Origin of the sequence: Pseudomonas sp. lyk4-R2A-10 (genome assembly GCF_030209075.1) — a bacterium.
GTDB lineage: Bacteria > Pseudomonadota > Gammaproteobacteria > Pseudomonadales > Pseudomonadaceae > Aquipseudomonas > Aquipseudomonas glycinae.
In genome coordinates this window covers 351,020-370,684 of sequence record NZ_JARVSR010000002.1, presented here as the reverse complement: position 1 = coordinate 370,684, position 19,665 = coordinate 351,020, and the positions used below count along the sequence as shown (strand labels likewise).

Sequence of the window (19,665 nt, the reverse complement as noted above, 5' to 3'; positions counted from 1 at the left end):
CCCATGCTGCTGCGTTTTACCAAGATGCATGGCCTGGGCAACGACTTCATGGTTCTCGACCTGGTCAGTCAGCACGCGCATATTCAGCCCAAGCACGCGAAAATGTGGGGCGACCGGCACACCGGCATCGGTTTCGACCAGTTGCTGATCGTCGAGGCGCCAAGCAATCCGGACGTGGATTTCCGTTACCGGATCTTCAACTCCGACGGCTCCGAAGTGGAGCAGTGCGGCAACGGTGCGCGCTGCTTCGCCCGCTTCGTGCTCGACAAGCGTCTGACCGCCAAGCGACAGATCCGCGTCGAAACCAAGGGCGGCATCATCGAGCTGGACGTGCGTAACGACGGCCAGATCGGCGTGAACATGGGCGCCCCGCGCCTGGTGCCGGCGGACATTCCGTTCCAGGCGCCGGAGCAGGCCCTGAGTTATCAGGTCGATGTCGACGGTACGCCGGTCGATCTGGCGGCGGTCTCCATGGGCAACCCCCATGCGGTGCTGCGAGTCAGCGATATCAACACTGCACCGGTGCATGAACTGGGGCCGAAGATCGAACACCATCCGCGCTTTCCGGCGCGGGTCAACGTCGGTTTTCTCCAGGTCATCGACCGCCATCGCGCGCAACTGCGCGTCTGGGAACGCGGCGCCGGGGAAACCCAGGCCTGCGGCACCGGTGCCTGCGCTGCTGCTGTAGCGGCGATCAGTCAGGGGTGGATGGATTCGCCACTGCTGATCGACCTGCCGGGCGGGCGTCTGTCCATTGAGTGGGCAGGCCCCGGCCAACCGGTGTTGATGACCGGCCCGGCAGTGCGCGTATACGAAGGACAAGTGCGTCTTTGAGTGAGCAGAAGCCATGACCGATAAGCCTCAGGTACCCGCCCGACAGTCCGGTGAATCAGCGTCCGAGAGCCTGGAGGCGGCAGCGGTTGCCGCGTACCTGGAGGCTCATCCGGACTTCTTCGTCGAGCATGAAGAATTGCTGCCGTCCCTGCGCATCCCCCATCAGCGCGGTGATACCGTCTCGCTGGTCGAGCGCCAGATGGCCATCCTGCGCGACCGCAACATCGAGATGCGTCATCGCCTCTCGCATTTGATGGACGTCGCCCGGGACAACGATCGCCTGTTCGACAAGACCCGTCGCCTGATCCTTGCACTGATGGACGCTGCCACCCTGGAAGACGTGGTGATCAGCGTCGAAGACAGCCTGCGCCAGGATTTCCAAGTGCCCTTCGTCAGCCTGATCCTGCTCGGCGACAACCCGGCCCCGGTCGGCCGCTGGGTGACCCACGCCGACGCGCAAACCGCCATCGGCGGATTGCTCACTGAAGGCAAGAGCGTCAGCGGCAGCCTGCGCGAACATGAACTGGACTTCCTGTTCGGCGAAGAGCAGCGCAAGCAGATCGGCTCCACCGCCGTGGTCGCCGTCAGCCACCAGGGCATCCACGGAATCCTGGCCATCGCCAGCCGTGACCCGCAGCACTACAAGAGTTCGGTCGGCACGCTGTTCCTCAGCTACATCGCCGAAGTCATGGGTCGCGTGCTGCCACGGGTCAACAGCTCCCTGCGCTCGGTACGCTGACCATGGAACGGCAACTGGACGCTTACTGCGAACACCTGCGCAGTGAGCGGCAGGTGTCGCCGCATACGCTGTCGGCCTACCGGCGCGATCTCGATAAAGTCCTCGGCTGGTGCATCAAACAGAACATCGGCAGCTGGCAGGCGCTCGACATCCAGCGCCTGCGCAGCCTGATCGCCCGCCTGCATGCCCAAGGCCAGTCCTCGCGCAGTCTGGCCCGCCTGCTCTCGGCGGTGCGCGGGCTCTATCACTATCTGAATCGCGAATGTCTCTGCGATCACGATCCCGCAACGGGTCTCGCACCACCGAAAGGTGAACGTCGCCTGCCGAAAACCCTCGATACCGACCGAGCGCTGCAACTGCTCGAAGGCGCAGTCGAGGACGACTTTCTGGCCCGGCGCGATCAGGCGATTCTGGAATTGTTCTATTCCTCCGGCCTGCGGCTGTCGGAGCTGACCGGGCTCAATCTCGATCAGCTCGATCTGGCCGACGGCATGGTCCAGGTGCTCGGCAAGGGCAGCAAGACACGCCTGCTGCCCGTCGGCAAAAAGGCTCGGGAAGCGCTGGAGCAATGGCTGCCGCTGCGGGCGCTGACCAACCCGTCGGACGACGCCGTGTTCGTCAGCCAGCAAGGCCGCCGCCTCGGCCCGCGAGCGATTCAGGTGCGGGTCAAACTGGCGGGCGAGCGCGAACTGGGGCAGAACCTGCACCCGCACATGCTGCGGCACTCCTTCGCCAGCCATTTGCTCGAGTCCTCCCAGGACCTGCGTGCGGTGCAGGAACTGCTCGGCCACTCGGACATCAAGACCACCCAGATCTATACCCACCTGGACTTCCAGCACCTGGCGGCGGTCTATGACAGCGCCCATCCACGGGCCAAACGCATGAAAGGCGATGATTCATGAGCATCCAGTTGATCACCTTCGACCTCGACGACACCCTGTGGGATACCGCCCCGGTGATCGTCAGCGCAGAAGCGGTTTTGCGCGAATGGCTGAGCGAACATGCACCGAAGCTGGGCGCGGTGCCGGTGGAGCATCTGTGGTCGATCCGCGAGCGCGTGCTGAGCAGCGAACCGGGACTCAAGCACCGCATCAGCGCGCTGCGCCGGCGAGTGCTGTTCCATGCTTTGGAAGAGTCCGGGTACGCCCACGGCGAAGCATCGGAGCTGGCAGACAAGAGTTTTGAAGTGTTCCTGCATGCGCGGCATCAGATCGAGGTGTTCCCGGAAGTCGAGCCGATCCTGGAAACCCTGGCCAAACACTACGCCCTCGGCGTGGTCACCAACGGCAACGCCGATGTGCGTCGGTTGGGGCTGGCGGACTACTTCAAGTTTGCGCTGTGCGCCGAAGACATCGGCATCGCCAAGCCGGATGCGCGACTGTTCCATGAAGCGTTGCAGCGCGGCGGCGTCAGCGCCGAAGCGGCGGTGCATATTGGCGATCACCCGGGGGATGACATCGCCGGGGCGCAGCAGGCCGGTCTGCGAGCGATCTGGTTCAACCCCGCCGGCAAGGTCTGGGAAGCGGAGCGCCTGCCGGATGCCGAGATTCGTAGCCTGAACGATCTGCCCGCAGTGCTCGCCCGCTGGAACAGCCGCGGCTAACTTTCTTTCGCCCATGAAAAAGCCCGCAGCGACGGCGGGCTTTTTCAGCAAGCGAGCGACACGCCTCAGATAGGGCGGCTGCCGTACTTGTTGTCCGGTTTCTTGGGCGGATCGGCGACCACGTTGGCCTCCACTTCCTGCACCTTGCCGCCGCGTGCAAGGAACTCTTCCATGGCCTTGGCCAGGGCGTCGCGCTCCTTGTTCTTGGCTTCAATGCTCGGCAACTCGTCGACCGACACCGCAGCCTTGGCCTTGCCTTTGGCAGCCGGGGCCGGCGTATCGTCACCGCCATCGTCTTCAGCAACGTCTTCCGCTGCTGCTTCCAGACCGTCTTCGGCCTCGTCTTCGTCGCCTACTTCGAGGTCGTCGTTTTCCAGATCATCGTCGCTCATGTTCTACCTCATGACTTGCGAAAAGCAGATTAGTTATAGACCAGCTTTGGCGACTGTCGAAAGTCGCCGGAAAAAAATCGGTAACCATTGGTGACCAACGGTTTATGCCCCTTCACCGTGCAAGGTGGCGAGGACTTTACGGGCACCGCCATGATCACGGTGCTCGCCCAGATAAACGCCTTGCCAGGTACCCAGTGCCAGTCGGCCCGCCGTTACCGGCAAACTGATCTGACAGCCCAGCACGCTGGCCTTGAAGTGCGCCGGGAGGTCGTCCAGGCCTTCGTCGTTATGCTCATAGCCGTCTGCTCCTTGTGGGATCAGACGATTGAAAAATCGTTCGAAGTCGCGACGTACCGCCGGATCGGCGTTCTCGTTGATGGTCAACGACGCCGAGGTATGCTGCAGCCACAAATGCAACAGACCGACCCGGCATGCCTTGAGTTCAGGCAGGCCGGCGAGCAACTCGTCGGTCACCAGATGAAAGCCCCGGGGCCGTGCCCGCAGGGTTATCAGAGTCTGTTGCCACATACAGTTCTCCGCACGTTCGGGGCGCATTCTAGCGCGCTCTGGAAAAAAACAAAGGCCCTAATATTCCTTCAATGATGTAAGCCTTTGGCCGCAGAAAAACACTCGTCGTAAACACGACCAAAGCAGTACGAAAAATCCTTTCAGCTGTATCGGGGAAGACAAATTCCAGACAAAAAAATGCCCGGCGAGCCGGGCAAGTTTTTTGCGGCGCGTGCTTACAGGTTGTAGCCACGCTCGTTGTGTTGTGCCAGATCCAGGCCGACCGATTCTTCTTCCTCGGTCACGCGCAGACCCATCACGGCATCCAGCACCTTGAGGATGATGAAGGTGACGATCGCGGTATAGATCACGGTGAAGCCGACGCCTTTGCACTGAATCCAGACTTGTGCGGCGATGTCGGTGACGGTGCCGAAGCCACCCAGCGACGGTGCGGCGAACACACCGGTCAGGATCGCGCCGAGGATACCGCCGATACCGTGCACGCCGAAGGCGTCCAGGGAGTCGTCATAACCGAGTTTGCGTTTCAGGGTGGTGGCGCAGAAGAAGCACACCACGCCTGCCGCCAGACCGATGACCAGGGCACCCATCGGGCCCACGGTGCCAGCGGCCGGAGTGATCGCCACCAGACCTGCAACGACGCCGGATGCGATACCCAGTGCGCTAGGTTTGCCGTGGGTGATCCACTCGGCGAACATCCAGCCCAGTGCAGCAGCGGCGGTCGCGATCTGGGTCACCAGCATCGCCATGCCGGCGGTGCCGTTGGCGGCCGCAGCGGAACCGGCGTTGAAGCCGAACCAGCCGACCCACAGCATCGCCGCGCCCATCAGGGTGTAACCCAGATTGTGTGGCGCCATCGGCGTGGTCGGGAAGCCTTTGCGTTTACCCAGTACCAGGCAGGCAATCAGACCGGCCACACCGGCGTTGATGTGCACCACGGTGCCGCCCGCGAAGTCGAGTACGCCCCAGTCCCACATCAGGCCGCCGTTGCCGGACCAGACCATGTGCGCGATCGGTGCATAAACCAGGGTGAACCAGATGCCCATGAAGATCAGCATCGCGGAGAACTTCATCCGCTCGGCGAATGCACCGACGATCAGCGCCGGGGTGATGATCGCGAAGGTCATCTGGAAGGTGATGAAGACCGCCTCGGGGAACAGCGCCGCCGGGCCGGTCAGGCTCGCTGGCGTGACACCGGCCAGGAACGCCTTGCCGAAACCGCCCACGAACGAATTGAAGTTGACGACGCCCTGCTCCATGCCGGTGGTGTCGAACGCGATGCTGTAGCCATAAATGACCCACAGGACGCTGATCAGACCGGTAATGGCAAAGCACTGCATCATCACGGAAAGAATGTTTTTCGACCGGACCATGCCGCCGTAGAACAGCGCGAGGCCGGGAATGGTCATGAACAGCACGAGGGCTGTGGAGGTGAGCATCCAGGCGGTGTCGCCGGAGTTCAGGACTGGAGCTGCCACTTCGTCTGCCGCCATGGCCAGGCCGGGCATTACGATAGACAACAGGGCTCCTAGCCCTGCGAATTTACGCAGAGTCATATTGTTTTCTCCTGGGGCGTTGGGTTTGTGGCGGCGCTTAGATCGCGTCGGTATCGGTTTCGCCGGTACGGATGCGGATCGCCTGTTCCAGATTGACCACGAAGATCTTGCCGTCACCGATCTTGCCGGTGTTGGCAGCCTTGGTTATCGCCTCGATAACCCGATCCAGATCCTTGTCGTCGATGGCAACGTCGATTTTCACCTTGGGCAGAAAATCGACCACATACTCCGCGCCGCGATACAGCTCGGTGTGACCCTTCTGCCGACCGAAGCCTTTGACTTCAGTAACGGTAATGCCCTGCACGCCGATTTCGGACAGCGACTCGCGCACGTCGTCCAACTTGAACGGCTTGATGATGGCAGTGACTAGCTTCATGAAACTCTCTCCCGAATTGGTGGACTTGCCCCAGGAAAACAAACCCGACTCAAGTCTAAGCGCAGTGCCTGGCTTTGTAACGCTTCGTTGTCGACGCCAGCTAACCGCTCCAGACGAAACTCCCCGCTCCGTCTGCCGCACTGCATTCGTCACAGCGACTGCATCAGTGCATGGGTCGAAGGTGTCTAAGCAGAAAGCTTGCCATCTCGCCAAAAACCACTGATTTCAATCCCTTGGCCGCTGCGGCAGATGCCATCACCCAAATGGCACTCGGGATACGCACAACAACGGTGCGTGGCCGTGCATCCAGTTGCGCGAAAAGCGTGCATCCGTGCCTGCGCAAATGACTATAGACACTGCGTGATACACTGCCGGCCATAGTTTCCAGGACATATCCCATGCTCGCGCCCAAAGACTTCCTCGACGCCCTGAGCGGCACCGCCTCCCGCCTGTTCAGCGGCGACACGCCCTTGCCAAAAGCCGAAATCGAAAGCCAGTTCAAGATGCTGCTGCAAAGCGCCTTCAGCAAACTGGACCTGGTGAGCCGCGAAGAGTTTGACAGTCAGATGGTGGTGCTGGCGCGCACTCGGGCCAGGCTGGAGAGCCTTGAAGCGAAGGTGGCGGAGATGGAAGCGAAGCTGACGCCGCCGGCGGAGTAACACCTCGTGTCTTTGTGAATGCGGCCCCTTGTGGGAGCGGGCTTGCCCGCGAATGAAGGTCGGAACGACCTTCCCGCCATTCAGGATTCGCTGCCGAATCTCGGCAGAATCCTACAGCTGGCAACCCCGCCGTCCGATTGCGTCGTGAAGCCCAGATTCCTAAGCTCACCCAATGCTGAATGTTCAGCACTGGGTTTGCGCCCAGTTTGGCCGATACGATTTCTGCCAGTCAGCGGCACTTTTTGAAGGTCGCCGCGACCTATGGCAAAGAATTGGAGCCAGATGGCTGGCTCGCCGGTGGCGGAACCTGAATCCCGAATTAAAAGTCCGCCTAGTTGGCGGTTTTTTTACGCCTGACGATTAATCATTTCGACTCCAGCAACATCCAGTGAAGGTTTGCCCAGGCAGCCGTCCCTCCAACTCTCTCCTCCCCGACTACCCTTAAAAAACCGCAGGAAGCGGCCCCCGATTCAACTCAAGGAACGACCATGTCCCTCGCCATCGTCCACAGCCGCGCCCAGATAGGCGTGGATGCCCCCGCCGTCACCGTCGAAGTTCACCTGGCCAACGGCTTGCCCTCGCTGACCATGGTCGGCCTGCCCGAAGCGGCAGTGAAGGAGAGCAAGGACCGGGTGCGCAGTGCGATCATCAATTCCGGGCTGCAGTTTCCGGCGCGGCGGATCACCTTGAATCTGGCGCCGGCGGATCTGCCCAAGGATGGCGGGCGGTTCGATCTGGCGATTGCGCTGGGAATTCTGTCGGCGAGTGTGCAGGTGCCGACGTTGACCCTGGATGACGTGGAATGCCTGGGTGAGCTGGCGTTATCCGGTGCAGTGCGGGCGGTGCGTGGGGTGTTGCCAGCGGCGCTGGCGGCGCGCAAGGCAGGGCGGACGCTGGTGGTGCCGCGGGCGAATGCCGAGGAGGCGTGTCTGGCGTCAGGACTGAGGGTGATCGCAGTGGATCATCTGCTGGAGGCCGTGGCGCATTTCAACGGGCATACACCGGTCGAGCCTTATGTCTCGGATGGGTTGATCCATGCCGCCAAACCCTATCCCGACTTGAATGAGGTACAGGGCCAACTGGCCGCCAAACGGGCGCTGCTGATTGCCGCCGCCGGTGCGCACAATCTGCTGTTCAGCGGGCCACCGGGGACGGGCAAGACGTTGCTGGCCAGCCGATTACCGGGATTGCTGCCACCGCTGGCCGAGAGCGAAGCGCTGGAAGTGGCGGCGATTCAATCCGTCGCCAGCGGCGCACCGTTGACCCACTGGCCGCAGCGCCCGTTCCGCCAACCGCATCACTCGGCCTCCGGGCCGGCATTGGTCGGTGGCTGTAAAACCTACTGATAAATGCAAATGCACAACAGAGCGTGATAAATTCTATCTTTAATTGAGAATGATGCTCTGGAACTGGCTTGAAATTTATCCACCAGCTAGCCGACGACTATCGCACCTGGGAAATCCTCGGGATTAGAGAAGTCAGCTGCGTCGATGGCGACCCGTCTGCGCTTTCCCTACAGTTCTTCTGCTTTTGTGATGAAGATCCGCCGCCACGAGCCAAGAGACACGTATGTGTCATAGACCTACCTGTAGCCGCCATCAAGCACGTCAAACCCGGTTCTCGTTGGAAAAGTGGCGAGCCGGTACCTAGCTCACCTAGATGGAGCAGGACTCGCCTAATAGAGGCGTCGCAGGCAAAATTGATTCTCTGCCGACAGCTTTACTCTACAGACGATGTAATAAAAAGAATTTCTCGCGCAAAAGATCCTCATCTTTCCTTTATAAAGATTATTAATCACGCATTTTACAGAGGCAGTCATTACACAGTGCGAATACCATGCTCAGAATTGATCAGAGTTTTTTTGTTTCCGACGCTGCGATTTGGAACATCGATTATGAAGGGCCAGTTCGACGAATATGTAGGCATCAATAAAGCAGAGCCTAATTCTGCTCAGCGCCGTGTAACAAAAAATGAAGAAATCACGACAAGATATTTAAGCTCTTCCACGGAAGGCATAAGAGCAGCTCGATACCCTTTCAAATCTCTTCAGATGTCGTATATCAATAGAATGGCAACACGAAACTATTTTCCTGTTCTACTATCCGCCATCTTCCCCACCTCTCACGAGATAAATATTCTAATTACCGTGATTGCAGGTACTACTGATGACGCCGTCGCCGTGCAGCTACATGGAAGCACGAGATATTCTTTAGGTTATTAAGATGTTATATCTTAGTTAAAAACGTGCAACCCCTTATTTATACATCAATTCTTCAAGCATCTTAACCTCAGCCCAATCACACGCGCCTCCACCCTTCTGCCGCTGAAAGGCTTGATTTTTATGCGAACTTCTCAGGCGCTAGCGGTGAAGCACGATAGCGCTTGAGACCGCCCGATAAGAGTCTTGCCAAGGACTCTCCAATCCAGTACTCGGCCGCATACAAATACGCGGCAAACGTTTGAATCGAATTCGCAAATCTTTGGAGTTCGATGAAGCAATGGCCCCGGATGTCATGGTAAACGGAGACCGGGCCTGGAGCGGTAACCGCTCCAAGCTATAAAGCAGCACCGCAGACTGTGCATGCCCCTTCAGGATCTGCCGCTAGCCCAAGGAGACTCCAAAAGCAGCGAAAGCGGCACTCACAAGTGCGTAAGCAGCAGAGGTCGATCCCAAAGTTTGGACCGTTGTGGCTAAACCTGAACACAGTGCCTTTACAACACCCTTGCTAGGCTTTTCGCTGTCAATCTCCTTTATCGTCTTACCTATAAGCTCTTCGGCGTCTTGGCGCTCTGACGCTGACAGGTTGGATTTGGGGAGCTCCTGTAGCAGAGATTGAAGCGCTGCTTTAATGTCCGCAAATTGACTAACATCAGTAGCCTGCTGCACATTGGCCACCGAGCCCTCTCCCGTTTGCACAGCACCAACCTGTCCGTTGAAAGTAAATGCGTTGTGGGTTACCGCCGGGGTGTGAGGCTTGGTCATCGTACTTTTCCACTCATCAAAATTAAGCCCCCGAGTAATCCGAAGCATGCGGGAGCGTGTTTGGTCGCTGCGGATATATCTTTTGTCCGACAGCTCTTCGAGCACTGCTTCAAGCACGCTCAAGTTCTGGCTCAGCGAGAGCCCCAAATATTGGTGAACGGCTGCATAAAGGTCCACATACGGCAGCCAATTACTGTTTAACCTACTGAGCTCATTGAAAATAATTTTCTTTAGATCGACATTTTCCAGAGGCTTCGCATCCAGTTCTATCACTGAAAATCCACGATGATCCAGCGCTACCTTTAATCGACCTTTACGGGCCAACTCTAAAAAATGAAGTGCTATCTGCATCTGATAATCGTGTGGATCATTAGGTCCGGATTGCCATTTGCGCTGCTCAGTGTAGATCTTGTCATTCCACGCGAGCGGGTTTGAATCATGAGGAAACATTCTATACAGCTCTAGAACGACGGCCTCAAACTGATTTTGAATCTGGCTGAGAGCACTAAACGCGTTTCGCAGATCTTGGTCCATTCGCCTTCCTTCCTTCTATCGCCTCTGCCCACATTTTTGGCCGGCTATGAACAGTTGATTTTAAGCTGGCCCTCACCGACACCCCATTCAATGAGCGTCAGTCGGCTCGCAAGGCCACGACGGGCACAGCGAAGTGGCCTACTCATTTGCAAGTGTGTAAACCTATCTGTAAACTGTCAATCAAAGTGTCAAGCTGAGTAATGAAAATGGGAACAAAATACGCAAACGCCCCTGTTTACTTCACCATTGGCCAGGTGCGTCACAACCCTCTGCTTTCGCTGAAGAGCTACCTTCCAGCGATCCAGGAGCGCATGCGGAAGGCTGGCTACCCTGATTTCAAAAGCTCTCAGCAAATGCAATTTGCCTTCAGTGCCGTCACCGGCGGCGATGACTCGTCACCATTTCAACCAGGCGTCCAACAAACCGAGAACTACACATTTTCCAACCTCGAAGGCACCCAAGGGTTCTTGCTTGAAGCAAACGCACTCTCGTTCCGCTGCACAGAATACGAAACCTTTCCAGAGTTCTATGCCGAGCTGGAGCGAGGCCTTGGAATCCTAGAGGAAGCGGTTGACGGTCTCGCATATTTTGAACGCTTAGGGCTGAGATATCTGGATGCGATTGTTCCTGCAGAAGGGGAAACATTGCAGCAGTACCTTGCTCGCGAAGTGTGGGGCACGCCAGCTTCACTCGATGTGGATCAGATCTATCAATTCGAAGGGCAGCCACTGCAGTACAACCACTCCTTTGCAGAATCGGCGGCAACCATTCCCAACATAGGACAAGTGGTGTCACGGGTGATCCTCCAGAACAGTGAGCTGCGCTTCCCACCAGACCTGACCCCCGACCCGCTCAAAATAAGCCAACGCTTCAACGGACTCAAATGCCAGCATGCAACCGTTGATGTCGATGCCAGTTTTTCTGAGCGCCGGAAATACGATTCGAACGAAGTCAGAGATAGGTTTCAACACCTTCACGATCTAGTTAAGTTGTTTTTCAACGCGACCGTGACGGATCACGCAAGGAAAGCATGGAGTTAACCTATGAGCACAATATATGCGCCATCCCCAAGTCCGGGATTGGCAAACCGATCATTCGATATAGCTAGCCGCCACCTCGAATCAGAGCGAGACAAGGCCAAACGCAGCGCAAGTAACACCGCACTGGCATGGGGCTACGGCCTAACTGTCGCCTTCGCCCTATGCCTCGGCACACTGTCACCGCAACCCCAACCTCGTGAGAACCGAGCCACCAAGGAATACAAAGAAACGGCTCAGAGCATTTCCAAGCCTCAGCCTACGGCGGCTCCGCGGACCGCTGCAGAGGCTCTATCTTACGTGCGCAGCACCCTAAAACCAGCGGTGACAGAATTGGCATCAATCTTCGGAGTTTCGAGACAAGCGATCTACAACTGGCAAGCCGGTGAGCACATTTCAGAAGGCAACCAAGCATTGCTCTACGAGCTGGCCGCTGCGGCAGATCGTATCGTAGCCCACCCCCTAGCAGGCCAAGTGAACGCCAAGCGCAAGCTCTCTGGCGGCAAGTCTTTATTTGAGGCCGTTGCCAGCGGCATGTCAGGAGTGGAGGCAGCCGGAAAACTCATCGCCCTGGCCGAAAAGGAAGGCGCACAGCGAGCAGCCATGGAGTCCAGACTGAAAAACCGAAACCGGGCCGTAATAGATCTCGCGTCGGTTGGTTCGCCGAATATGCAAGACAGAACATGAGGTAGCAGCTGATGACGAGCTGGAGTCGATCAACACCGTGGCGACAAGGTTATATTGTCGATAGCGAGACACTCGCCCAGCTCGGCATCATCATCGACGGCGATGACAAGGACAAAGCAATCGCAGTTGTTGCTACGCACGATTGCGATCTCGCACAGCTAGCAGCAGCAGAACCGGAAGTAGAGCTTATCCTCGGGAAGATTCTCACAGGCAAGCTGGATGGCAATTACACGCATTGCAAAACAGCCAGACGACTTCATTTGGAGTTGACCGGCACAGATAATCACCTGCTATGTGAATTCACCGCAAGCAAGCGAATTCAAGTCCCGAAAGAGCATGAGGATCCATCTAAAGCCCTTGCATCCCACACCCCGGCTCGCCTCCATCTAATGAATGGGCAAGAACGAAGCATCTTTCAACGCTGGCTGGCAGCGAGATATCGCCGATCATCATTCCCAGATGAGTTCGACCGCAGACTGCGGACAACAAAAATCGCCGAACGACTTGCCCAATTGTTCAAAGACTCCGGCAATCACATTCCAGCAGTATTCTTTGACGTTGACCAAGGGATAGAAATAACTAGAGACGGATCACACGACCCGTATGAGCTCTCGATCTTGGTGCTCTACAAAACTGATGACGACCCAGAGGCCGCAGAAACAGCCGCTCTAACCACAGCAAAAAATATTGAAGATCTTTTCCTGCGTCGATGCAGAACCGGTGATGGCCAAACCTGGGAATGGATCGAGCTCATTGAGATAAATGTAATCTCAGACGAGGCTCTAACATACGGGCAATCGCTTAACTTGACTCGCTGGCAGGCCGATTATGTGAGCCTGCGGAACGATCCAGAACAGCCAATTTTTGACGAATGAGCCAAAACGCTTCGATTTTTCAGTCAAGAGCCTGAAAACCAAAGAAAAATTGAAATGGAGGGATTGACAACAAGAGAACCATTCAGCAATAATTATAATTGCCGATATCTATTTCTATCGACAAAAAAACCCACCAATGTTTGCAGCATTGGTAGGTCATTTGAACCGTGCGATGGATGTTTTGCAGAACTCCCAAAGCACAATTAGAAAACAAACCCGGAGGTCAGGTTTCCATACTCGGGAAGAGATTCTACTTACATATCTATCTCTTTACAATACCTGCTTGACTAGCGGCATTTGCAGTGTCGCCCGTGCTTCCGGGTTCTCATTTAGGAGAATCCGTATGACCATGATTTGTAGGCCCTTTATTACCCTCCGCAACGGCAAACGCCTTTTCGCACACGAGGTTGGCAAAACCGCGTTCTGCTTTGAGGTAGATGAAGTTCGGAAGGCTAAGCCAACTGAAGGAGCCGGTGAGCAAGGTACGCTCGACCTTGAGGACGATAACGTATCTCCCAAGCCTCACTGATGCACCAAAAGCCCGGCAAGATACGTCTTGCCGGGCTTTTTTTTGTATTCTTGCCACCGGCAATTTACAGCCTGTCACCATTTGACTGAGCAGATTGATACAAGCTCCCGACATAGCTTGCTCAGGCTTCCTAGAAAAACGCTGTTATAAATCCAATTTTTTGTGAGCCGCTGATTTGAATCCCCCCATCAAAACCAACGACTTACAGTTGAAGCAGCCAGATTGGGCGAACCATAGGCTTGGTCCGTAAGGGCAGTTTTAAGCTTGCCTTGAAAGCGAACACATCTCGCCCAATCGCCTCTTAAGCTCCGATTGAGTCTCGCGGGAGCTGAGCCCATGTTCGGGCGCACATGCTATTAGTTTGCCTGCCAAGCTCTCTGCCCAGCCTAGTGCATCGTCATCCAGGGCGGTCCAGTGTTGAAGCTTTGAGCGAGCAGCGTATCGACAAATCTGATCGTACCTTGTCTTCCCTTCCCACTGGATTTCGTCTACCCAGCCCTTATCCATAGAGCTGTGCCAAGTGGCTCCGATCACACGCTCTTGGAGCTCAGGAGGCAGGTAGCTACGCGCGCGCTTATAGCCAAGAAGCCGCACCCAACTGGTGCTTAAGACCAGCGAGACTTCAGAGAAATCACTGAGTATTTCCGCAAGAATCGGTGCCCACATAAAAAGCGCGCCGTCTGACTTCAATGTAGGCCCTTGACGACCTAGATAGACGGCATCGGGGTGCAAGACGCCGTCAAAATCAAGGAATAATATATGGGTACTATTTTGCACTGAGAATTCTCCCGTGGGGCCCATGTATGAATCGACTGCGATGGGCACAAACATTCTCTTCCATTTCCTCTTGCCTTACATGGTCATCGATCTCAAAGCCCGACGGGCATCTGATCGGCGGAACCTAGTCCAAGAATGTTCAGCGGCTCGCGATGGCAAAGCTGAGGAGGAAAGGAGCCATGCTATGAGTGTCATTGAGCAAGCTGCAGACCTACTTCAGAGGTCCAAAAACGTAGTTTTCTTCACGGGTGCAGGTATTTCTGCTGATAGCGGCATTCCCACGTACCGAGAAAAGCTATCTGGAATATGGTCAGGCTACGACCCTCGGGATTTGGAGACGGCTAAGGCCTTCAAAGAGAATCCAGCATTAATCTGGGGATGGTACATTTGGCGGCGACAGCGAGTCGCTCAGGCAGAACCAAATGCAGGGCATCTTGCAGTATCACGCATGGCAAGCTCACACCGCCAAGTTTCGGTTATTACTCAGAACGTTGACGACCTCCATGAACGAGCAGGCTCCCTAAATGTTGTGCACTTGCATGGCAGCCTGGCTATACCCGAGTGCTATGCCTGCCATCGACTCGCGCCAGTACCACCAGATCAAAAAGAATTGCCAAATGTGGGCGCACTGATCGAGCCTCCTCGGTGTCAACGTTGTAACGGCAGAATGCGTCCCGGAGTAGTCTGGTACGGCGAGGATTTACCTCCCAAAGCCTGGAAGACAGCCATGAATTTGGTGAAGGGTTGCGATCTTTTGATATCAGTGGGTACATCTGGGATCGTCATGCCGGCTGCCAACATTCCAGACCTCGCGTTAGGTTACGGCGCATCGGTCATTCATGTGAACAAGACAGACGTCTCAATGGGAGAGCAAAATGAATACATGCTTATAGGGGCCGCAGCGGCAATACTGCCGAAGCTTCTGGACAGCAAAGCGCCGGGTACGCCGAGAGAATTTGAGCATTGAAGTTACCTGTGGGCCTCATCAACCCAAGGTGTCAGCTCCCTCCGTGACCGTTGTTTGCAAGAGTTTGCTCTTGAACTTGAGGACCTCAGGTGTGATTCCCTGGAGAACCACTTCAGAAAGAAGTATTGAGTTGGCCTGCACCTCTGCTGTTGGCCAGTGGGTAGGCTGGCCGGGCAAGCTCTCAGGTCTTGGTAGTTGACCCCAGTTTTGCGAATCCGGAGTTTCAAACCCGGCAATCTGCGCTCGCTGTAGCCAGTAACCTTCGAAATAAGTGGCATTACTTTGCGTTTCTGCTGCCCAAGTGAGAACAACGGCTTGAACTTCAACTTGCTCAAGCGCCGCCCACTGGAATAGAGCGTAGGAGCCGCGCCCCTCTCGTTGACTACGAAAATGCTCTCGAAAACGCTTGGGTGGATTGGCAGCCTGTCCCACGTAACAGGCTTTTCGCTTTCCATCCTTACTATAGGCAATGAGAGCGTAGATCCAGAACCCGTCTTTAATCTTGGGAGGTTTTGGACCTTTCACGCGAGGCACTTTCGGTGGGCGGTCGTTGAACTGTAAGCGGACTCGCAGCCGCTGCCCGCTCTCGCATTGAAAACCTGCGTAATCGATACCATTTCTCGTGACTGTCAAACCGTGGCTGGCAGCAATCTCCATCAAGTGATCACGGTTTTTGATCTCCCCAGAGTCGATCGCCGCTTGCAATGAGCTCTTCAACGCCAACGCGCCCTTGATCGCTTCTCTATTCATGCTTGCTCCAGGATTGTATAGATAAAATTCCGACGGAAGCCTAGGACTGATCATCAACCGAGACAACATAAGTAGTGTCGATCGTCATGAAGAACCCAGAATGCCATGCGCATGCTCCGTGCTGATCAGACTGTACAATTTGCCCGGATTGACCAGCGAGCGGGTCTGCATTTTTTCCATGATATGTTAGCGATTGACCTTGGCCGAAAACGGACGCTGGCTGGCTCCGATGATGGATTGGAATGCAGTAGCCCGCCTCCCCCAACTGATTGCCTAAAGTCTCAAATCATCTGCGCGGCGCAGCAATTTTTAAGCATGCGATATCTAAGCCTCTCTGCTGCGAGCACATGAGCTAGGCTTTGCGAACCCTTCATTGCCAGGATGGATCGCATGCCAAATAACTCAGCTTATAGTATCGCTACTGCTGACGCCCTTACATTGCTCCTGCACAACCAGCATGCACTGGCGGCGGCAATCGAAGAGGTCGCCGTTTGGCTATCAGCCAACGGCGTGGCAGTAGTTGCAGATAATGCTGTGATGGCTATGGAGACCTTAGACACAAATGCAAAAGCGATCACAGATGCGATTATGCGGATACGGCAATCCTAATATCGCCTCTGCAGGCAGCAATCAGCCAATAGCGGATAAAAGAGCTGACAGCTAGACGACATGAACACGGCTTGATTGCAGGATGCAGCGCTGCAAACGTCGGAGCAGCCGGCGTGCGTATTCGGCACGGATAAATGGCTTGGAGTTAGTGAGAGAACGCAAGTCCGAGGTGTTAATTGACGCCGGATTAAAGGCGGAAAGCCATTGCTTCACTGATTTTTAGAAATAAAAAAGCGACAATTAAGTCGCTTTTCAAGAATCGCTTCTCATCATGCCATCCTTAATTTTTTAACTTCATCCAAAAGACTAGGATTTTTTTGGAGAAGTTTGATGAGTACCATCAATGGCTTCGGCGCAGGAGTTAGGCCTTGTTCGTATCGTGAGAAGGCATTATGTCCGCCACCTGAAAGTAGATGAACTGCATCTTTTTGCGTTAAATTAAGTATGTCTTTTCTTACATGTTTTATTAAATTTGCATTTCGTCTAATGGCTAGTTCGTCGATTGCGTCAGCCACTCGACGATTGCTTTCATCTGAATAGACGATTTCGTCACACTGAGTGCACCGCACTCCAGATAGATCATGCACGGCGTGCTTATGACCACTTGGCCCGAATTCACGAGTGAGGCTCGTGAATTCGGTCAAGGAGTCATTTGCCCCGCAATTTGGGCATGAAGCCCGAAGTCCTGGGGACTTTTTCATTTGCTACTTCTCCTTGAAGGAAATGACAACCGGCCCAACTGAGTATCCAGTGAACTTGATGTACACCTCTTCATTCCAGTATTTCCCATGATAAACATCTTGAGAATGACCCGGATCTTGCTTAGATGGCATTGTTTTGTAAAAGTCGTCCAGACACAGACGATCGATACAATCAATGGCATCTGCCACGGACATGCCCAACTCGGCCATCCCCGTCAAAGAACTGCCGGTAAATGCCAGACGGCCCTTTTCTGCAACAACAACCTTCAGCGTATCAAGGTCATAGGTAGGTACTACGGCTTGCTTTCTCTTGACGTCCATCTTTCAGGTCTTCCTCTGTGGTTTGAATTTCGTCTAAATATTTTCATGGTGAATCTCCAATAGCCTTATTCGGCCGATACGTTAGTAGTACTTTTCTCTTAGGTAGAAGCTACATTAGGTAGCAAGATCAAGATTACCCTCAAAGGGTGATTCTGTCAACCGGAACGAGGCACAAGGCGAATACATCTTCAAACCTGGCAGTGGATGTGGGCATCGGCAGCCACATGACCCAGAAAAGAAGCGCTTATCGGAAATCATCAAGGCGCTGAACGATATCTGCGTTGCTGAGGTGAGCGATGATGACTAGCTGCAGTTCCTTACTGGTATCGCTCAGCGCATCAGCCGCCAGGACGATGTGATGGCTGAGGTGAGCAAGCACTCGGTGGATCACGTGATGCAGGGACTATTCCCCAAGAGCGTTCTGGACACAGTTTTGGATGCAATGACCGATCACGAGAAGCTGTCGCTAGAATTGCTGGATAACGAGACCAAGAACCGTGCTTTTGCCTTGGTGATTTTGAGATCCTGAAATCGGTAGCCGTCTTCGATGAGTCCGGCCTCCGCAATGCCTAAAGCCATGTAGGTCGCATCAACGAAATACGCGCCGATATCTGCCCATTGTCACCGGCTGCAATGGGTTAAAAGCAGTCGCTTGCCCCATAGCTGCCGTTGGTGATAGCAGCAATCGGCCAAAAGGTCGCCTATAAGGCATTGGTTGCAAAGCCGGTACCTCTGCGGAGTAGTTCTGCTTCCTAGTCTAAGTTCAGCCGCTTGCGTGTCTCCTCACTCATAAAAATATCGTAGATATGACTGTACTCGCGGGCCTGAGTCTCAATCGCCGTGACCTTGTGGTACCGAATTGAGCCGTGCACAACAATTACTTTAGTAGGCGGCTTAAACGGATTGTCCAATTCGACTTCGACTACAACGGGGGGCTTTTCGTCGCCAATTCTTTCATCATCAGCCTCCGGCGGGGGGACATAGGCAAGGCGGCTGGCCTCGGGAAATAAGACTACGTTTGTCCCTACCTCACCAGTCTGCACGGATGGAAAGACCAGACCGTCGACCTGCCTACCAAAGCGCAGCCGCAGGTACTCGAACACCACCTGAGTCGACAGATAGCTCAGTTCATCATTACGAGCTTTTGGCCTGGACATTTTTTTGACAAGTGAGCCCAAGAACACTTTGCGGTGTAGCGCCTCACGAAACCCTACGTCTAGGAGCGACAGATCCGGAGGTTCAAGCTGGTCCAAAACAGTGAGGTCAAGGAGCTTAAGTTCGGCGACTGGAGTCAGCGCCGTACTCACCACATGATCCCCGGTGATGGAGCGGATTTCGCTAAGACAGGTCTCTCTCTCCAGAGCGCAATACAGAGCAGAGATACCGTTCGGCGTCATCCTTTGACTGCTTGCTAGGAATCTCGGAGTAGGGCCGAATTGGCCAGCGGGATCATTAATTATCTTCTCCGCATCGCTGAAACCTTTAGCAAGGCGCGCACGGTACATCAAGTCGCCATTGGCCATGATCCGTATAGCTTGAGACTTAAGGCCTTCTTTATCGGCGACCAACGAGGAGAAAATCGAATCGAGAAATTTTCCGGCATTCGCGTTGAAGAACCGGTGCGTATACTGCACCCCCTCAACGAACTGGTTCCAAGGACCTTCGTAGAGGTTTACCTCCATCGCGTCATCTTCGCCATAAAAGTGCGTGGAATCGCCGTTATCATCTAGTTTGAATTCGTCTGGAACAGCGCTACACAAATCGTCGAAATATGGTTCGTTACCGAGATCAAACCATTCCGAGAGAACAATATCTATTTCTGCAATGGGGAAAAGCTCAACCCTGGCCCCATACAGCATGCTGAGCTCGTAGTCCGAGAGATCCTCCTTACGGGCAATATTCTCGCCAACCCGAGCATAGATGTATTCAAATAGAATCTGGGACTTAATTGACTTCTTGTGGCGCCAGCAGTACTTGCAGGCAGCTTCCTGCCCGTGCGCATCGAACAGCTTCTTGAGTGGTTCCGGAGTTACGCATTCAATGCAAATCATCGCTTCTTCCCGAAGATTCTTTTTCTCATATATACGGCTGCAGCCATTTTACTTTGCAAAGCTGGCAGCGCCGTGTAGCCTCCAAAAGCGACAGCTGATTGCGCGGCGCCATTAAGGTAATCTCCAACTGGGATCATTTAAGCAGACATTCCAAGGAGGG

The 19,665-nt window shown here is 55.0% G+C and carries 20 protein-coding genes and 2 pseudogenes; 12 read left to right on the top strand and 10 right to left on the bottom strand.

Going from position 1 to position 19,665, the window contains the following annotated elements; translation table 11 throughout:
* The first annotated feature begins 3 nt into the window (after positions 1–3).
* Genes dapF through QRN46_RS03950 form a run of 4 tightly spaced genes read left to right on the top strand, consistent with a single transcriptional unit; the run spans position 4 to position 3,176 of the window.
* Positions 4–834 carry a diaminopimelate epimerase gene (gene dapF / locus QRN46_RS03965; protein ID WP_011336523.1) on the top strand — a complete coding sequence of 277 codons (831 nt, stop codon included), beginning with the start codon at positions 4–6 and terminating at the stop codon, positions 832–834.
* A 13-nt stretch (positions 835–847) separates the two neighbouring features.
* A complete protein-coding gene (locus QRN46_RS03960; protein ID WP_007951894.1) occupies positions 848–1,573 on the top strand; it encodes a DUF484 family protein in 726 nt (241 codons plus the stop codon).
* Positions 1,574–1,575: 2 nt separating this feature from the next.
* Positions 1,576–2,475, top strand: a complete 900-nt coding sequence (gene xerC / locus QRN46_RS03955; RefSeq protein WP_011336524.1) for a tyrosine recombinase XerC — start codon at positions 1,576–1,578, stop codon at positions 2,473–2,475.
* On the top strand, positions 2,472–3,176 hold the full coding sequence (locus tag QRN46_RS03950; RefSeq protein WP_011336525.1) for an HAD family hydrolase: 705 nt from the start codon (positions 2,472–2,474) through the stop codon (positions 3,174–3,176). Before xerC ends, QRN46_RS03950 begins: the two co-directional genes overlap by 4 nt.
* 65 nt (positions 3,177–3,241) lie before the next feature.
* Here the strand turns inward: QRN46_RS03950 and sutA are convergent, their stop codons facing one another.
* From sutA to glnK, 4 genes are all read right to left on the bottom strand, one after another.
* Positions 3,242–3,568, bottom strand: a complete 327-nt coding sequence (sutA, locus tag QRN46_RS03945) for a dormancy-specific transcriptional regulator SutA (protein WP_007951900.1) — start codon at positions 3,566–3,568, stop codon at positions 3,242–3,244.
* A gap of 102 nt (positions 3,569–3,670) precedes the next feature.
* A complete protein-coding gene (locus QRN46_RS03940; RefSeq protein WP_011336526.1) occupies positions 3,671–4,096 on the bottom strand; it encodes a secondary thiamine-phosphate synthase enzyme YjbQ in 426 nt (141 codons plus the stop codon).
* Between the two features lie 215 nt (positions 4,097–4,311).
* Positions 4,312–5,649 carry an ammonium transporter gene (locus tag QRN46_RS03935; protein ID WP_007951904.1) on the bottom strand — a complete coding sequence of 446 codons (1,338 nt, stop codon included), beginning with the start codon at positions 5,647–5,649 and terminating at the stop codon, positions 4,312–4,314.
* Positions 5,650–5,686: 37 nt separating this feature from the next.
* Positions 5,687–6,025, bottom strand: a complete 339-nt coding sequence (gene glnK, locus QRN46_RS03930; RefSeq protein WP_002555808.1) for a P-II family nitrogen regulator — start codon at positions 6,023–6,025, stop codon at positions 5,687–5,689.
* A gap of 398 nt (positions 6,026–6,423) precedes the next feature.
* On the opposite strand from glnK, the gene QRN46_RS03925 reads away from it, so the two are divergent.
* A complete protein-coding gene (locus tag QRN46_RS03925) occupies positions 6,424–6,684 on the top strand; it encodes an accessory factor UbiK family protein (protein ID WP_007920416.1) in 261 nt (86 codons plus the stop codon).
* 488 nt (positions 6,685–7,172) lie between these two features.
* Positions 7,173–8,015: pseudogene (locus QRN46_RS03920) on the top strand (YifB family Mg chelatase-like AAA ATPase); the annotation flags it as partial.
* A 1,271-nt stretch (positions 8,016–9,286) separates the two neighbouring features.
* Here QRN46_RS03920 and QRN46_RS03915 read toward each other — a convergent pair.
* Entirely contained in the window at positions 9,287–10,201 is a 915-nt protein-coding gene (locus tag QRN46_RS03915) for a hypothetical protein (protein ID WP_285354311.1), read from the bottom strand.
* Positions 10,202–10,401: 200 nt separating this feature from the next.
* Here QRN46_RS03915 and QRN46_RS03910 point away from each other — a divergent pair, with 200 nt between their 5' ends.
* The 3 genes from QRN46_RS03910 to QRN46_RS03900 all read left to right on the top strand — a co-directional run bounded on the left by QRN46_RS03910 (position 10,402) and on the right by QRN46_RS03900 (position 12,800).
* A complete protein-coding gene (locus tag QRN46_RS03910) occupies positions 10,402–11,241 on the top strand; it encodes a TIGR04255 family protein (protein ID WP_285354310.1) in 840 nt (279 codons plus the stop codon).
* Positions 11,242–11,538: 297 nt separating this feature from the next.
* A complete protein-coding gene (locus QRN46_RS03905) occupies positions 11,539–11,925 on the top strand; it encodes a hypothetical protein (protein ID WP_285354309.1) in 387 nt (128 codons plus the stop codon).
* Between the two features lie 11 nt (positions 11,926–11,936).
* Complete coding sequence (locus QRN46_RS03900) at positions 11,937–12,800, top strand: hypothetical protein (protein ID WP_285354308.1); 864 nt, start codon at positions 11,937–11,939, stop codon at positions 12,798–12,800.
* A gap of 787 nt (positions 12,801–13,587) precedes the next feature.
* On the opposite strand, the gene QRN46_RS03895 is transcribed toward QRN46_RS03900, so the two are convergent.
* Positions 13,588–14,130, bottom strand: a complete 543-nt coding sequence (locus QRN46_RS03895) for an HAD domain-containing protein (protein ID WP_285354394.1) — start codon at positions 14,128–14,130, stop codon at positions 13,588–13,590.
* 160 nt (positions 14,131–14,290) lie between these two features.
* Here QRN46_RS03895 and QRN46_RS03890 point away from each other — a divergent pair, with 160 nt between their 5' ends.
* Positions 14,291–15,073: an SIR2 family NAD-dependent protein deacylase gene (locus QRN46_RS03890; protein WP_285354307.1), complete on the top strand. Its 783-nt coding sequence runs from the start codon at positions 14,291–14,293 to the stop codon at positions 15,071–15,073.
* A gap of 18 nt (positions 15,074–15,091) precedes the next feature.
* Here QRN46_RS03890 and QRN46_RS03885 read toward each other — a convergent pair whose 3' ends face one another.
* Positions 15,092–15,823 carry a GIY-YIG nuclease family protein gene (locus tag QRN46_RS03885; protein ID WP_285354306.1) on the bottom strand — a complete coding sequence of 244 codons (732 nt, stop codon included), beginning with the start codon at positions 15,821–15,823 and terminating at the stop codon, positions 15,092–15,094.
* Between the two features lie 390 nt (positions 15,824–16,213).
* Between QRN46_RS03885 and QRN46_RS03880 the strand changes: the two genes are divergently transcribed.
* A complete protein-coding gene (locus QRN46_RS03880; RefSeq protein ID WP_285354305.1) occupies positions 16,214–16,432 on the top strand; it encodes a hypothetical protein in 219 nt (72 codons plus the stop codon).
* Positions 16,433–16,701: 269 nt separating this feature from the next.
* Here the strand turns inward: QRN46_RS03880 and QRN46_RS03875 are convergent, their stop codons facing one another.
* Together QRN46_RS03875 and QRN46_RS03870 are read right to left on the bottom strand one after the other, a co-directional pair.
* Positions 16,702–17,133 carry a type II TA system antitoxin MqsA family protein gene (locus tag QRN46_RS03875; RefSeq protein WP_100263836.1) on the bottom strand — a complete coding sequence of 144 codons (432 nt, stop codon included), beginning with the start codon at positions 17,131–17,133 and terminating at the stop codon, positions 16,702–16,704.
* Between the two features lie 3 nt (positions 17,134–17,136).
* Positions 17,137–17,454, bottom strand: coding sequence for a type II toxin-antitoxin system MqsR family toxin (locus QRN46_RS03870; protein WP_285354304.1), 318 nt, complete (start codon positions 17,452–17,454; stop codon positions 17,137–17,139).
* A 163-nt stretch (positions 17,455–17,617) separates the two neighbouring features.
* On the opposite strand from QRN46_RS03870, the pseudogene QRN46_RS03865 reads away from it, so the two are divergent.
* Positions 17,618–18,027 (top strand): annotated as a pseudogene (locus QRN46_RS03865) (type I restriction endonuclease subunit R); the annotation flags it as partial.
* Between the two features lie 179 nt (positions 18,028–18,206).
* Here the strand turns inward: QRN46_RS03865 and QRN46_RS03860 are convergent.
* Positions 18,207–19,505: an RES family NAD+ phosphorylase gene (locus QRN46_RS03860; RefSeq protein ID WP_285354303.1), complete on the bottom strand. Its 1,299-nt coding sequence runs from the start codon at positions 19,503–19,505 to the stop codon at positions 18,207–18,209.
* Positions 19,506–19,665: the final 160 nt, after the last annotated feature.